Annotated in this window: 11 protein-coding genes and 7 tRNA genes; 4 read left to right on the top strand and 14 right to left on the bottom strand. The window is 66.2% G+C overall.

The genetic code is table 11. The features are described 5' to 3' along the window. Positions 1–163: 163 nt before the first annotated feature. Positions 164–2,119, bottom strand: coding sequence for a peptidyl-prolyl cis-trans isomerase (locus tag FJU31_RS01805; RefSeq protein WP_150453267.1), 1,956 nt, complete (start codon positions 2,117–2,119; stop codon positions 164–166). Between the two features lie 226 nt (positions 2,120–2,345). Here FJU31_RS01805 and FJU31_RS01810 point away from each other — a divergent pair, with 226 nt between their 5' ends. Genes FJU31_RS01810 through FJU31_RS01825 form a run of 4 tightly spaced genes read left to right on the top strand, consistent with a single transcriptional unit; the run spans position 2,346 to position 6,289 of the window. Then, on the top strand, positions 2,346–3,308 hold the full coding sequence (locus tag FJU31_RS01810; protein WP_246161187.1) for an NAD-dependent epimerase/dehydratase family protein: 963 nt from the start codon (positions 2,346–2,348) through the stop codon (positions 3,306–3,308). Beyond that, positions 3,290–4,474 (top strand): glycosyltransferase, encoded by a 1,185-nt coding sequence (locus FJU31_RS01815; protein WP_150453269.1) that lies wholly within the window; start codon positions 3,290–3,292, stop codon positions 4,472–4,474. The genes FJU31_RS01810 and FJU31_RS01815 overlap by 19 nt, the downstream gene beginning before the upstream one ends. Positions 4,475–4,478: 4 nt before the next feature. Further along, entirely contained in the window at positions 4,479–5,057 is a 579-nt protein-coding gene (locus tag FJU31_RS01820) for a hypothetical protein (RefSeq protein WP_150453270.1), read from the top strand. Beyond that, a complete protein-coding gene (locus tag FJU31_RS01825) occupies positions 5,054–6,289 on the top strand; it encodes a glycosyltransferase (protein ID WP_150453271.1) in 1,236 nt (411 codons plus the stop codon). Before FJU31_RS01820 ends, FJU31_RS01825 begins: the two co-directional genes overlap by 4 nt. A 95-nt stretch (positions 6,290–6,384) precedes the next feature. Here FJU31_RS01825 and FJU31_RS01830 read toward each other — a convergent pair. The 13 genes from FJU31_RS01830 to FJU31_RS01890 form a co-directional block, all read right to left on the bottom strand. Next, positions 6,385–6,461 (bottom strand) — tRNA-Asp (locus FJU31_RS01830). Positions 6,462–6,490: 29 nt separating this feature from the next. After that, positions 6,491–6,567, bottom strand: a tRNA-Asp gene (locus tag FJU31_RS01835). Positions 6,568–6,598: 31 nt separating this feature from the next. Next, positions 6,599–6,675 (bottom strand) — tRNA-Asp (locus FJU31_RS01840). Positions 6,676–6,756: 81 nt separating this feature from the next. After that, positions 6,757–6,833, bottom strand: a tRNA-Asp gene (locus tag FJU31_RS01845). 79 nt (positions 6,834–6,912) lie between these two features. Then, positions 6,913–6,989 (bottom strand) — tRNA-Asp (locus tag FJU31_RS01850). A gap of 26 nt (positions 6,990–7,015) precedes the next feature. Next, positions 7,016–7,090 (bottom strand) — tRNA-Val (locus tag FJU31_RS01855). Positions 7,091–7,101: 11 nt separating this feature from the next. After that, complete coding sequence (locus FJU31_RS01860) at positions 7,102–7,374, bottom strand: HU family DNA-binding protein (protein WP_004146343.1); 273 nt, start codon at positions 7,372–7,374, stop codon at positions 7,102–7,104. Positions 7,375–7,593: 219 nt separating this feature from the next. Continuing rightward, positions 7,594–10,044 (bottom strand): endopeptidase La, encoded by a 2,451-nt coding sequence (gene lon / locus FJU31_RS01865; RefSeq protein WP_150453272.1) that lies wholly within the window; start codon positions 10,042–10,044, stop codon positions 7,594–7,596. Between the two features lie 142 nt (positions 10,045–10,186). Continuing rightward, complete coding sequence (clpX, locus tag FJU31_RS01870; RefSeq protein WP_108758290.1) at positions 10,187–11,476, bottom strand: ATP-dependent Clp protease ATP-binding subunit ClpX; 1,290 nt, start codon at positions 11,474–11,476, stop codon at positions 10,187–10,189. 127 nt (positions 11,477–11,603) lie between these two features. Further along, positions 11,604–12,230: an ATP-dependent Clp endopeptidase proteolytic subunit ClpP gene (gene clpP / locus FJU31_RS01875; RefSeq protein ID WP_079220811.1), complete on the bottom strand. Its 627-nt coding sequence runs from the start codon at positions 12,228–12,230 to the stop codon at positions 11,604–11,606. Positions 12,231–12,305: 75 nt separating this feature from the next. Beyond that, the gene (tig, locus tag FJU31_RS01880; RefSeq protein WP_150453273.1) at positions 12,306–13,601 is read right to left on the bottom strand and encodes a trigger factor; all 1,296 of its coding nucleotides are present in this window, start codon (positions 13,599–13,601) and stop codon (positions 12,306–12,308) included. A gap of 189 nt (positions 13,602–13,790) precedes the next feature. Beyond that, positions 13,791–13,875, bottom strand: a tRNA-Leu gene (locus FJU31_RS01885). 404 nt (positions 13,876–14,279) lie between these two features. Continuing rightward, positions 14,280–14,582: a hypothetical protein gene (locus tag FJU31_RS01890; protein WP_150453274.1), complete on the bottom strand. Its 303-nt coding sequence runs from the start codon at positions 14,580–14,582 to the stop codon at positions 14,280–14,282. Between the last annotated feature and the right edge of the window lie 267 nt (positions 14,583–14,849).

The raw sequence follows: 14,849 nt of genomic DNA on the forward strand, positions 1-14,849 counted from the left end.
GGTCGGAGAAGTTGAACAGGTCACCAAGGTCGAGCAATTGCTGTTGGATGGGCACAAAAAATCCGATGCCAGAAGACTGGCATCGGATTCTGATTGGCCCGGCTGCTTAAGTGAACAGCATTACGGCATCGCCGGGCCTTCTGCGTCCTGCTCGCCTTCCAGCTTACAGATTGGCTTCGGTGGTCTGCACCACGAACTTCTTGCGCATCGCGTCGATGTAGGCCTTGGCTGCTGCCATGCCGTCGATCTGGCTCAACTGGTCCTTCAGCTGCTTCTGCTGTTCCGGCGTCACTTCCTTGATGTTGCCCGGGGTGACCTTGTTCACCACGAACACCAGTGCGTGGCCGTTGACGTCGACCTTGCCGTAGCTCGGCTTGCCTTCGGCCGGCACCGGGGCACTGAAGATGGCGCGGTTGATTTCCGGGGTCGGCACCGGCTGGCTGCGCGGCAGGCCCGGCATCGGGCTGACCTGCAGCTTGTCGCTGGCCACCAGCGACTGCAGGCTGGCACCGCCCTTCAGCTTGGCCAGCACGGCGTCAGCTGCCTTGTCGCTGGCCTGGCGCTGGCGGTCGGCACGGATCGCGGCGATGACCTGCTCACGGGCCTTGTCCAGCGGCAGCGCCTGTTCCGGGGTGTGCGCGGCCACACGGATCACGACACTGTGGTTGGTGCTGCCGCCCAGGGCGATTGGATCGCTGGCGGTACCGTCCTGCACCATCACGTCGGAGAACGCCGAGCGCAGCACGGCCGGATCAGCGGCGATACCGCTGGCGGTGGCGCGGGTGATCGGGCCCAGGGTCTGCACCGGCAGGTCGACCGACTTGGCTGCAGCAACGAGGTCGCTCGGGCTCTTGTTGATGGCATCGACCAGACGGCCGGCCAGATCGTTGAAGCCACGCTCGCCGTCGGCCTTCAGCTGTTCGGCGGCCAGCACGTCACGCACTTCCTCGAACGACTTGCCTTCGCCACCGCGCACGGCCGCGACCTTGATGATGTGGTAACCGAAGTCGGTCTTGACCGGACCGATCACGTCACCAGCCTTGGCAGCAAACAGTGCGTCCTCGAACGGCTTCACCATCGCGCCACGCTCGACCCAGCCCAGGTCACCGCCCTGGTCCTTGGAACCCGGGTCTTCCGAGTTGGCCTTGGCCAGCGCGGCGAAGTCGGCACCGGCGGCCTTGGCTTCGGTCGCCAGCTTGGCGGCCTTGGCTTCGGCACCGTCGCCGGTGATCAGGATGTGCGAGGCCTGGCGCTGTTCCGGTGTCGCGAACTTGGCCTTCTCTTCTTCATAGCGCTTGCGCAGGGTGGCCTCGTCGGCCGGCACTGGCGCCGGCAGGTTGGCACCGTTGAGTTCGACGTATTCCAGCGAGACCGATTCGGCCTGGCGGAAGTCCTTGCCGTGGCTGTCGTACCACTGCTTGATCTGCGCGTCGGTGACCGGCGCGGTATCGGCCGGCACTTCCGGCAGCGCGACCAGCTCTACGTCACGGGTCTCGCCCAGCAGCTTCAGCAGGCGCTCGGTCTCGGCCTGGGTGACGAAGCCCGAGTTCTGCAGGCCGGCCGGGATCACCGACTGCTGCAGGCTGGCACGCACTTCTTCCTGGAACTGCGACGGGGTACGCGGCGGATTGCCACCGCCCAGCGCCAACCGGTAGTTGTTCTCGTTGAATTTGCCATCGCTGCCGAGGAAGGCCGGGATGGTCATGATGTAGTCGCGCACGGCGCCGTCACCGACGACCACGCCGGCCTGTTCGCCCACCAGGCGCACGACCTGCTCGTCGATCAGCTGGTCAAGCACGGCCAGCTTGTTCTCCGTGCTCTCGAACGCGCGCGGGTCGAAGTTCTCGCCCTGCTGCTGGCGCTCACGCATGCGCTCCTGCTCGAAGCGGGTGCGGAAATCCTGCGCGCTGATCTCATGGTGCTGCCACAGCATGCGCACCGGCCACCACGACGGCGCCGAGCGCCACCAGGTCGGCGGTGCCGAAACCTTGGCCACGTTCTGTGCGCCGACACCACCGAGGTAGCTGTTGTCGATCACGAACAGGAACGGAATCATCAGCAGCCCCAGGATCACGGTGACGATCCAGCCTGAGGTCTTGTCGCGGAGTTTCTGCAGCATGGTGAGGAATCACATGGCCTGATTGGCGAGCCCGGCAGTGTAACCCGCTTCGCGGCCCGCACCAAAAACGGCCCGGAGGCAGGCGGGACAAGGATCTGCGCCGCATGCGCGGCATCCACGCCATGCCTGCGCTGGGCGCAGACGCGGCAGCCGGCGCATACTGGCCGGTCAGATGGGCGGCAGGCCTCGGCTGCAGCGCGTCACAGGCACAAGGAGGACCCCGTCCATGCGCATCCTGGTCACCGGCGCCTCCGGCTTCGTGGGGGGCGCCCTGCTGCGCCGCCTTGCCGACGTGCCAGGCGTGCAGGCCTTCGGTGTCGCCCGCCGCCCGCTCGCCCTGCCCAATTACGCCGCGCGCGACCTGTCGCAGCCGTTCGAACTGCCGTTCCGGCCCGATGTGGTGGTGCATGCCGCCGCCCGCGTAGCCCCATGGGGCAGCCCGGCGCAGTTCCGCCAGCAGAACGTGGACACCACCGCACAGGTGATCGAGTTCTGCCGCCGCGCCGGCCATCCGCGCCTGCTGCTGGTCTCCAGCACCGCGGTGTTCTACCAAGAGACGCACCAGCATGACCTGGACGAGGACAGCCCGATCGGTCCGGTCTTCCTGAATGAATACGCGCGCAGCAAGGCCGAGGCCGAGCGCCTGCTGGCCCGCTACGACGGCCCGTCCTGCATCCTGCGCCCACGCGCGGTGTTCGGCCCCGGTGACACCGTACTGCTGCCGCGCCTGCTGGCGGCCGCGCGCCGCGGCGGCGTGCCGCTGCTGGTCAGCCCCGGTGGTCCGCCACGGATGGACCTGATCCACATCGACACGTTGGTGGAGTACCTGCTGCGCGCCGCGCAGGCCCCGCGGCTCGGCCCGGCCTACAACCTGACCAATGCCGCCCCGGTGGACCTGCACGCCCTGCTGCAGCGTTTGCTGGCCGCCCTGCAGCTGCCAGCCCCACGCCGCCGCGTGCCGACCGGGCTGGCCCTGCGCGCAGCCAGCGTGATCGAAGCCGGCTGGCGTGTCCTGCGCCTGCGCAGCGAACCACCAGTCACCCGCTTCGGCGTGGCCGCCTTCGCCTATTCAAAAACCTTCAATCCGCAGCGCATGCTGGCCGACCTGGGACCACCACGGGTTTCGCTGGAGGACGCTATCGAGCGCTTCATCAGCGAACAGCGTGCGCAATGGGAGGCCTTAGCCTGAACGGGATAATCCTGACCAGCCTGCTGCTGGCGGCCCTGTACCTGCTGCTGATGGGCCTGAAGTCCGCCGGCGCCCTGCGCATCCTCGGCCAGCGTCCGCCCCGGCAGCAGGCGCCCGCCGGCTACGACGGCCGCGGCGTGGCCATCCTGCAGCCCATCCTCGGCGGCGACCCGCTGCTGGCGCAGGTGCTGCAGCACAATCTGCAGACGCTGCCCGGCGCGCATTTCCACTGGTTGCTGGATGAGGCCGACGCCATCGGACGGGCGACTGCGGACGCGCTGTACGCGGCACACCCCGGCCACCAGATCACTCGCCTGATTTATCCGGCTGCACCGGAAGGGACCAACCCGAAGACCTTCAAGCTGGACGCGGTGCTGCCCCAGGTGCGCGAACCGATGCTGCTGGTGCTGGACGACGATGCACGCCTGTCGGCGGCAGCGCTGGCGCAGCTGGTCGATGAACTGGGCGCGGCCGACGCCGATCTGGTCACCGCCCTGCCCTGCTCCCGCGACGACGGCGCGCGCGGCGCACGGCTGATGGCGCAGTTCGTCAACAACAATGCGGTGCTGACCTACCTCGGCCTGCTGCCGTGGCTGCCGCCGCTGTCGATCAACGGCATGTGCTACGCGCTGCGCAGCGAACGCCTGCGTGAGCTGGGCGGATTCACCCCGCTGCTGCGGATGCTGGCCGACGACTTGGCGCTGGCCCGCGCGCTGCGCCGACAGGGGGCGCGCCTGTTCCAGTCCACCGCGCCCGTGGAAGTGCAGACGCATGTGCCGACGCTGCAGCGCTACCGCCAGCAGATGCACCGCTGGATGTTGTTTGCGGTGCTGCTGCTGCGCGATGAATCACCGCGTCTGCGCCTGTTGATCGGCGTGCTGCATGGTCTGCCGCCGCTGCTGCTGTGGGCGTTGCTGGTGCTGGCCGTGCTACCGCCGATCGGGCCTCCGGCGCTCGTTGCCGCGCTGGTGCTGGTGCTGCGCGCAGGCCTGCTGCTGCACCTGCAACGCCGCGCCGGCGTCCGCGCCCGACATCGTCCGCTGGCCTCGCTGCTGGCCGAACTGCTGCAGCCCCTGCATCTACTGCATGCGGCCTGCGTGCGGCGCATCCGCTGGCGCACCCGGCTTTACCTGGTGCGGGCCAATGATGATTTCCAGGGCGGCTGAGCCGATGCCCACGCCCGCACCGCAACTGCAATTGGCCTTCCTCACCGGGCAGAGCGATCCGGCGCGCTGTGCGCTGAGCCCGCTGCAACGCGCGTTCGGCGATGCCCTGCTGGCACCGGGCCGGGTGCTGTATCCCTGCAATTTCCCTTACGACGCCGCCACGCCCGAGCACAGGCCCGCCGCGCGGCTGGCGGCCAGCTGGCACAACAGCCGCCACTACCTGCGCTCGCGCCAGCAGGGTTTTGCCGCAACGCACGCGCCGGCACTGGCCCAGCTGCTGGACGCCGCACCGCACACCCTGCTGCTGGTGGGCAGCTGCGGCCTGGAACTGCTGGCCAACCTGGCCCTGCCGCCGGCCCTGGCGCAGCGCTGCAGCGTGCTGGCCTACGGGCCGGTCGCACGCCGCGCACCCGCGGTCGCCCACCTGCAGATCCTGGTGGGCCGCCAGGACTGGATCTCGCGGCTGGGCTGGCGCGGTGCACGGCAGTGGGTCGACAGCGGCCACCTGGACTATCTGCAGCAGCCGGACGTGCTGGCCATCGCCCGCGACCTGGCCGCGCGCCTGCAGCAGGAACACGCATGAAGATCGAACTGCTCGCCCCGCCCTACAGCGGCCACCTGCACCCGATCCTCGCCATCGCCCGCCAGCTGCAGCCGCAGCATGACGTGACCGTACTGAGCACGCCCGGCGCACAGGCGGCGATCTCGGCCAGCGGGCTCAACGGTGGCGTGCTGCTGTCGGCGGACCAGGAAGCAGCGCTGTGGCAGATCGCCAACCCGCCGAAGCCGGTCAAGGCCAACCCGCTGCGACTGCACGCGCAATTGACCCAGGCGCTGCGGCTGATGGAGCAGATGCGGCAGGCGCTGCAGCAGCGCTGGCAGCACGCGCGCCCGGATCTGGCCATCGTCGATTTCACCCTGCCGCCGGCGGGCCTGCTGGCGGCCGAGCTCGGCATCCGCTGGTGGACCAGCCTGCCCTCGCCCTGCGTGCTGGACTGCGTGGATGGCCCGCCGCCGTATCTGGGCGGCCAGGGCCCGGCGCGCACGGGCTGGCAGGCGCTGCAGCACGCAGGCGGCCGACAGTTGACCCGGCTGTTCAAACGCGGGGTGCACGCCTGGCAGCGCTCGGCGATGCAGCGGCTGGGCGTGCCGTCGATCTATCGCAGCGATGGCAGCGAACGCGTGTATTCCGATGAATGCATTCTCGCCCTGGGCGTGCCGGAGTTGGAATTCCCGCGCACCTGGCCACGCGCGCTGCAGTTCATCGGGCCGATGCTGCACACCCCGGCCAGCACGCACGCGGCGCCGCCGTTCGTGGATGGCGCGCGGCACCTGCTGGTCACCGCCGGCACCCACCAGGACTGGATCAAGCCGCGCCTGGCCGAGGCGGCAGCGACGCTGGCGGCGCTGCACCCGCAGTGGCAGATCCACGTCAGCGACGGCCACCAGCATGAAACAAGCGATGCATTGCAGCCGCTGCCGAACCTGCACCGGCTGCCATTCGTCGATTACGCACGCCACCTGCACCGCTATGACTGCGTGCTGCACCACGGTGGCGCCGGCGTGATGTACCACGCACTGCGCGCCGGCGTGCCATCCCTGGTCCATCCGCTGGATTACGACCAGTTCGACCACGCTGCGCGATTGCAGGACGCAGGCGCAGGGCTGTGGCTGCGCGATCTGGACCAGCTGCCGGCGCTGTTCGCACGCGCGCTGCAGCCAGATGCGTTCCCGGGCCTGGCCGCGCTGCAGGCGGCCGTGCAGCGGCATCTCGCGGTGGAAGCGGTGCTCGACCGCGTCGAGTCGCTGCGGTAGCGCCGGGCCATGCCCGGCGTAGATCGACCCCGAAAAAGCAAAATGCCCGCAGGTCCAGGACCGACGGGCATCTTCGTTGACACTTCAAACTCTGCTGGCGGAGCGGACGGGACTCGAACCCGCGACCTCCGGCGTGACAGGCCAGCATTCTAACCAGCTGAACTACCGCTCCACATGGGCAGAACTTGTCGGGATCCGGGATGGCGGAGCGGACGGGACTCGAACCCGCGACCTCCGGCGTGACAGGCCAGCATTCTAACCAGCTGAACTACCGCTCCACAGCACTTCCAGATACCCCTGCTTGCAACTTGGCGGAGCGGACGGGACTCGAACCCGCGACCTCCGGCGTGACAGGCCAGCATTCTAACCAGCTGAACTACCGCTCCACGTTTGCTGCAAACCTTTCTGTCTCCCCCGGCAGAGGCCGGTTGAAACAAGGCGCCCGGTTGCCCGGAAGCCCTTGAAACTGGCGGAGCGGACGGGACTCGAACCCGCGACCTCCGGCGTGACAGGCCAGCATTCTAACCAGCTGAACTACCGCTCCAGTTGTGTTGCTGTTTTCCCGCAGGGCGAACCCTTGAAGAAAACAAAGCCCCCAGTCGCCCAGGGGCCTCGCATCAAAGTGGCGGAGCGGACGGGACTCGAACCCGCGACCTCCGGCGTGACAGGCCAGCATTCTAACCAGCTGAACTACCGCTCCACACTTGAACTTTTACTGCGGTGCTGTGGTGGGTGCTGAGGGTTTCGAACCCCCGACCCTCTCCGTGTAAAGGAGACGCTCTACCGCTGAGCTAAGCACCCCAGCTAGCCGCTTAGTTTACAGCATCCTTCAGGGCCTTACCAGCCTTGAACGACGGATTCTTCGAAGCAGCGATCTTGATGGTGTCGCCGGTCTTCGGGTTGCGGCCGGTGCGGGCAGCACGGTCGCGGACCTGGAAGGTACCGAAGCCAACCAGGGTGACCGCATCGCCGTCCTTCAGCGCCTTGGTGACGGCAGCAACGACGGCATCGACAGCGCGGCTGGACTCGGCCTTGGTCAGGTCGGCGGCTTCAGCAACGGCATCGATCAATTCGGTCTTGTTCATTCTGTACAACTCCTTTGGCGGTGGGTTCCGCTTATTCGACAGGGAAGCAACCGCACGCGATGCGCACACGGCCGCCATGTGGAAACTGTTCGCCGAATTCAGTGATCGCCACACTGCGATCACTCATTCGCGGGTGCTGCTTTTATACCAGCGCCCCTACCCCCACGCAAGGTGGAAAGCCAGCAACGACGCGGGTTTCGGGCATTTCGACCGCGCGCGTCAATGCTTGACGCGCGCGTTTCCACTCGGTTTGGCCTTGCTGCGCACCGTGACGCGCTGCGCACTCTTGCGCGCCTTCTTCGGTGCCAGCGGACGCTCCAACGCCAGGTCCAGCACCTCCTCGATGTACTTTACCGGCACGATCTGCAGATCGCGGGTGACATTGACCGGGATGTCGGCCAGGTCCTTGCGGTTCTCCTCGGGGATGATGACCGTGCGGATACCGCCACGCAGTGCCGCCAGCAGCTTTTCCTTCAGGCCACCGATGGCGGTGACGCGACCGCGCAGCGTGATCTCACCGGTCATCGCCACGTCCGCACGCACCGGCACCTTGCTCAGCATCGAAACCAGCGAGGTGACCATCGCCGCGCCGGCGCTGGGGCCGTCCTTCGGCGTGGCGCCATCGGGCACGTGCACGTGCACGTCGTGCTTCTGCAGGAAGTCCGCATCGATGCCGAAACCGACGGCGCGCGAACGCACCACCGACAGCGCTGCCGATGCCGATTCCTTCATCACGTTGCCGAGCTGGCCGGTCAGGATCAGCTGGCCCTTGCCCGGCACCAGAGTCGATTCGATCTGCAGCAGATCGCCGCCCACTTCGGTCCAGGCCAGGCCGGTGACCAGGCCGATTTCGTTGGCTTCCTCGGCGCGGCCGAAATCGAAGCGACGCACGCCCAGGTACTTGTCCAGGTTCTTGCTGGTGACGCTGACCAGGGCCTTGGACTTCTTCGCGCCCTTCTTCGCCTTCACCGGCTGCGGGCCGGCCAGCGCGATTTCCTTCACCACCTTGCGGCAGATCTTGGCGATCTCGCGTTCCAGGTTGCGCACGCCGGATTCGCGCGTGTAGTAGCGCACGATGTCCTGGATGGCATCGCTGCCGATTTCCAGTTCTTCCGGCTTCAGGCCATTGGCCTTGATCTGCTTCGGCGACAGGTAACGGGTGGCGATGTTGAGCTTCTCATCCTCGGTGTAGCCGGGGATGCGGATCACTTCCATGCGGTCCAGCAGCGGGCCCGGGATGTTGAGCGAGTTGGAGGTCGCCACGAACATCACTTCGGACAGGTCCAGGTCCACTTCCAGGTAGTGGTCGTTGAACGCGTTGTTCTGCTCCGGGTCGAGCACTTCCAGCAGCGCCGAGGACGGATCGCCACGGAAGTCCATCGACATCTTGTCGATCTCATCGAGCACGAACAGCGCGTTCCTGCTGCCGACCTTGTTGAGGTTCTGCACGATGCGGCCCGGCATCGAACCGACGTAGGTACGGCGGTGGCCACGGATCTCGGCCTCGTCGCGCACGCCGCCCAGCGACATGCGCACGAACTTGCGGTTGGTGGCCTTGGCGATGGACTGACCCAGCGAAGTCTTGCCCACGCCCGGCGGACCGACCAGGCACAGGATCGGGCCCTTCATCTGCTTCACGCGCGACTGCACCGCCAGGTATTCCAGGATGCGGTCCTTGACCTTGTCCAGGCCGTAGTGGTCGGCGTCCAGGGTGTCCTGCGCGGCCTTCAGGTCCTTGCGCACCTTGGTGCGCTTCTTCCACGGCACGCCCAGCAGCCACTCCAGGTAGTTGCGCACGACGGCCGCTTCGGCGGACATCGGCGACATCTGCTTGAGCTTGTTCAGCTCGTTGCGCGCCTTGGTTTCCACCGGCTTGGGCATGCCGGCTTCGGCGATCTTGCGGGCCAGCTCTTCCAGCTCGCCCGGCGCGTCGTCGAGGTCACCCAGTTCTTTCTGGATGGCCTTCATCTGTTCGTTGAGGTAGTACTCGCGCTGGCTCTTTTCCATCTGCGACTTCACGCGGCCGCGGATGCGCTTTTCCATCTGCTGCACGTCGATCTCGCCGTCGACCAGGCCGACCAGCATCTCCAGGCGTTCGCCCACGGCCAGCGTTTCCAGCAGGCGCTGCTTGTCGGCCAGGCGCACGCTGATGTGCGCGGCGATGGTGTCGGCCAGGCGTGCCGGCTCGTCGATGCCGGCCAGGGTCTGCAGCAGCTCCGGCGGCAGCTTGCGGTTGGTCTTGACGTACTGCTCGAACAGCGACATCAGCGAGCGGGCGATGGCCTCGATCTCGCGCGGTTCACGCGGATCGGCCGCGTCGATCTCCACGGCCTGGCCGTGCAGCGAGCCATCACGCTCGTCGACGTGGGTGATCTGCACGCGCGACAGGCCTTCGACCAGCACCTTGATGGTGCCGTCGGGCAGCTTCAGCAGCTGCAGCACCTGCGCCAGCGTACCGACCTGATAGAGGTCGGCCGCCTGCGGGTCGTCGGTCTCGGCCGACTTCTGCGCAAGCAGCAGGATGCGCTTGTCTGCCTCCATTGCCTGTTCGAGCGCGTGCATGGACTTGTCACGGCCGACGAACAGCGGGATGACCATGTGCGGGAACACCACTACGTCGCGCAGCGGCAGGACCGGCAGGTCGAGGGTTTCACTTGGGGAACGGGCCATGGGGGCTCCAGGGAAGGGGAAAACCGTCTCCGGGAGGGCATCTTCCGGAGACAAAAAAAGCCGATGGCCCCGTTATGGGGCCATCGGCTTTCAGATGCAAGGCGTTCGTTGAAAATCCTTTCAAATCAAAAAGTTGAAAGGATCACTCGGCGCCTGCGGCCTTCTGTTCAGGGGCCGCCGGGGTCTGGTAGATCAGATACGGCTCGGACTTGTGCTCGATCACCGATTCATCCACGACCACCTTGCTGACGTTTTCCTGCGAGGGAAGGTCGTACATGGTGTCCAGCAGGACCGATTCGACGATGGTGCGCAGGCCACGGGCGCCGGTCTTGCGCTTGAGCGCCTTCCTGGCAATGGCCGACAGCGCGTCCGGACGGAACTCAAGCTCGACGTTCTCCATCTCGAACAGCTTCTTGAACTGCTTGGTGATGGCGTTCTTCGGCTCGGTCAGGATCTTGATCAGTGCAGGCTCGTCCAGCTCCTCCAGGGTCGCCACCACCGGCAGGCGGCCAACGAACTCGGGGATCAGGCCGAACTTGATCAGGTCTTCCGGCTCGACTTCAGCCAGCACCTTGCCCACTTCCACCTTGCGCTCGGCACTCTTCACCTTGGCGCCGAAGCCGATGCCGCCGGCGTCGTTGGAACGCTGCTGGATCACCTTGTCCAGGCCGGCAAACGCACCGCCACAGATGAACAGGATGTTCTTGGTGTCCACCTGCAGGAATTCCTGCTGCGGATGCTTGCGCCCGCCCTGCGGCGGCACGCTCGCCACGGTGCCTTCGATCAGCTTCAGCAGGGCCTGCTGGACGCCTTCGCCGGACACGTCACGGGTGATCGACGGGTTCTCGCTCTTGCGCGAGATCTTGTCGATTTCATCGATGTAGACGATGCCCTGCTGTGCCTTCTCAACGTCGTAGTCGCACTTCTGCAGCAGCTTCTGGATGATGTTTTCCACGTCCTCGCCCACGTAACCGGCTTCGGTCAGCGTGGTGGCGTCGGCCATGGTGAACGGCACGTTGAGCAGGCGGGCCAGGGTTTCGGCCAGCAGCGTCTTGCCCGAACCGGTCGGGCCGACCAGCAGGATGTTCGACTTGGCCAGTTCGACCTCGTCGTTTTTCTGCCGGCTCTCGATGCGCTTGTAGTGGTTGTAGACGGCCACGGCCAGGGTGCGCTTGGCCCGGTTCTGGCCAATCACGTACTGGTCGAGCACCTCGAGGATCTCGCGCGGCTTGGGCAGCGAACTGCGCGCCGACTGCGCCTTTTCCTCGAGTTCTTCACGGATGATGTCGTTGCACAGCTCCACGCATTCATCGCAGATGAACACGCTCGGACCCGCAATGAGCTTGCGCACTTCATGCTGGCTCTTTCCGCAGAAAGAGCAGTAGAGGATCTTGCCGGTGTCCGTGGAACGACCTTGGCGGTCTTCGCTCATGCTTCGCTTACCCAGTTACCCCACCCGCTGAACGGGGGTTCGATTCGAGAATAGCACAGGGCCGGAGGGACGACAGTCCCGACCCGACCCTGCAGGAACGGGGCCTCCCTGGCCCCGTGCAGGCCGATCAACCGGCCTGGATCGACTCTTCCGGACGACGCTCCAGCACCTGGTCGACCAGGCCATAGGCCACCGAGTCGACCGCGCTCTTGAAGTTGTCGCGCTCGGTGTCGCGGGCGATCGTTTCCAGCGACTGGCCGGTGTGCTTGGCCAGCACTTCGTTCAGGCGCGAACGCAGGGTCAGGATTTCACGGGCATGGATGTCGATGTCCGTGGCCTGGCCCTGGAAGCCGCCCAGCGGCTGGTGGATCATCACGCGCGAGTTCGGCAGCGCATAACGCTTGCCGGCAGCGCCGGAGGCCAGCAGCAGGGCGCCCATCGAGGCGGCCTGGCCGACGCAGATGGTGCTCACGTCCGGCTTGATGTACTGCATGGTGTCGTAGATCGCCATGCCGGCGGTGACCACGCCACCCGGCGAGTTGATGTAGATGCTGATGTCCTTTTCCGGGTTTTCCGCTTCCAGGAACAGCAGCTGCGCCACCACCACGTTGGCCATGTGATCATCGATCGGGCCCACGAGGAAGATCAGGCGCTCCTTCAACAGGCGCGAATAGATATCGTAGGCACGCTCGCCGCGGCTGGTCTGCTCGACCACCATGGGAACCATGTTCAGGGCTTTGGTCCGGTTGTCCATTTCGTGAGGTACCTGTCTTGGGGGAAACACCCCCGCGCCGGTGCAGGCGCGGGGTATGGGGAGATCCGCCCCTTGTTACTGGCGGATCGCGTCCTGGAACGACAGCTTTTCTTCGGTGTGCTGGGCACGCTCGGCGATCCAGTCGATCACCTGCTCTTCCATCACACGGTTCTGCAGACCAGACATCAGCTGGGGGTCGTTGCGGTACATCTCAATGACCTGCTCCGGCTCTTCGTAGGTCGAAGCGATCAGACGCATCGTTTCATTCAGGCGCTTGGCTTCCAGGCGCAGGTCGTTGGTGCGGGCGACTTCGCCCACCACCAGGCCGACCAGCACGCGCTTGGCGGCCGCTTCCTTGAAGCCTTCGTGGGCATCGGCCGGGATCTCACCGACGTTCTGGCCGTTGCGGCGGGCCTGCTCGACCTGCTGGCCCAGCATGGCGCGGGCTTCGTTCTCGACCAGGCGCGGCGGCATTTCCACCGACGAATAGGCGGCGATCAGCTGCTCGCCCACTTCGCGGCGCAGGCGGTTCATCAGGGCGCCCTTCAGCTCGCGCTCCAGGTTGGCGCGGATGTCGCTGCGGAACTGCTCGACGTCGCCGCCCTTCACGCCGAAGCTCTTGATGAAGGCTTCATCAACGGCCGGCACGACCGGCTCGGACACCTCGACGACCTTGACGGTGACCTGCACGGTCTTGCCGGCCAGCACCGGCACGCGCCAGTCAGCCGGGAACTCGACGTCCAGGGTCTTTTCTTCACCCTTGGCCAGGCCGACCAGGCCCTTTTCAATGGTTTCGAACATCATGCCCTGGCCGAGCACGATCGAACCCTTCTCGGCGCCTTCGGCCGGCAGGCGCTCGTCGCCGGCCTGCGACCAGGTTTCCAGCGCGACCAGGTCGCCGTCCTGCGCGCCACGGGTGACCGGGGCCCAGGTACGACGCTGGTTCTGCAGGTTCTCGATCATCTGGTCGATGTCGGCGTCGGTGATTTCAGCGGTGTGGCGCACCACGGTCAGCTTGCTGACGTCGATGTCGCCGAAGTCCGGCACCACCTCCACGGTGGCGACAAAAGAGAATTCACCCTCTTCGCCCTTGTCGATGCGCGGGCTGCCGACGATGCGCAGGTCGTGCTCACGCACGGCGGCATCGAAGGTTTCGCGCAGCAGGCCGTCCAGCGCCTCGCCACGGACCTGCGCACCGAAGCGCTGCTCGATCACCTTGGCCGGCACCTTGCCCGGGCGGAAGCCCTTGATGCGGGTGGTACGGGCGATTTCGCCCAGGCGGCCGTTGATGTGGCTCTGCAGACGGTCTTCCGGCAGCGAGAAGCTCAGGCGGCGTTCCAGGGTGCCGATGGTTTCGATCGAAGCTTGCATGTTGACTCCTGCCACCGGTGGCCCACGCCCCCGGCTCGATGATTGGGATGAAACGGTTGTAAGGACGCGACGTCTGGGACGCGCCTGCTTGCCGCAGCCCTTTAGTTTCGCCCAATTCGGCCTGCACTGCCAGCGCGTGGCGGTCAAGGGTCCGTCGGCGGCCCGATCAGGGCGGAGACAGGCCGGCACTGGTGCGAAAGGGGGGACTCGAACCCCCACGCCTTGCGACACTGGAACCTAAATCCAGGGCGTCTACCAATTCCGCCACTTTCGCGTGGCCGGCACAGGGGTTCATTGTCGCAGGCGGGGCTGGAAAGCGAAAGGCATGACAACCCTGAATGCGAAGTCCACGGGCTTCGCGCAGACTCGCCGGATCGCGCTGGCCGAATGTCCCGGTGGAGCACATCAGAACTGCCCCGACCTCCCCGCGCACCTGGAACGTCTGCTGGAAGGCCGCCGCCTGGCTGGTGGGCCTGGGCGCAACCGGTCACTTCCTGTGGGTTACCGCGCAGCGCTACGCGCGGGTGACGCCGGAGGCCTACGGCATGTTCTGGACCAGCCTGCTGCTGAGCTGGGCGCTGCCACTGCTGGCCGACGAAAGCGGACGATGCCTGCGCCCCCTTTTGCACGTCGCCCACAAGGGCCCGGATGGCGTGAACCACGCCGGGCCCGGCAGGCTCAGTGCGCGGGTTCGGCCGGCTGCGCGGGCTCGGCCGCCGATGGCGGATCGGATGCATCGACCTTGCGCAGCTGCACCGAAGACCCATCGTCCGCGCGGGTGATCTCGACCGCCTCGGTCGTTCCACCGCTCTCCGAGGGCATGGCCGGTTGCGCTGCCACACTGGGCGTATCGGCATCACGCGGCACGGTCTGCGCGTGGTCGTCGCTGGTTGCAGGCGGCTCAGCAGGCTTGCAACCCACCAATGCGAGCAGCAGCACGCCGGACACGATCAGCCCTGCATTCCTGTTCGTTGCAATCATCAAGATTCACTCCACATGCAAGCGCCTCTGGCGCGGAGCATCCATTGGGAGTGATGCGAAGCGCGAACGGTGAGATGCAGCGCACAGCATTGAAAACACTGATGACGCATGTAACCCAGTTTTAAGCATCGCTTCAGTAGATCCGCGCCATGCGTGGATATGACGCGCCGATTGATCGGTAGATCCACGCCATGCGTGGATGCGTCCCGATCACGCGAACCGCCCGATCGCAGGCAAGAAAAAAGCCACTTGGCGGACCAAGTGGCT

It is taken from the genome of Stenotrophomonas cyclobalanopsidis, assembly GCF_008710035.1.
Taxonomy (GTDB): domain Bacteria; phylum Pseudomonadota; class Gammaproteobacteria; order Xanthomonadales; family Xanthomonadaceae; genus Stenotrophomonas; species Stenotrophomonas cyclobalanopsidis.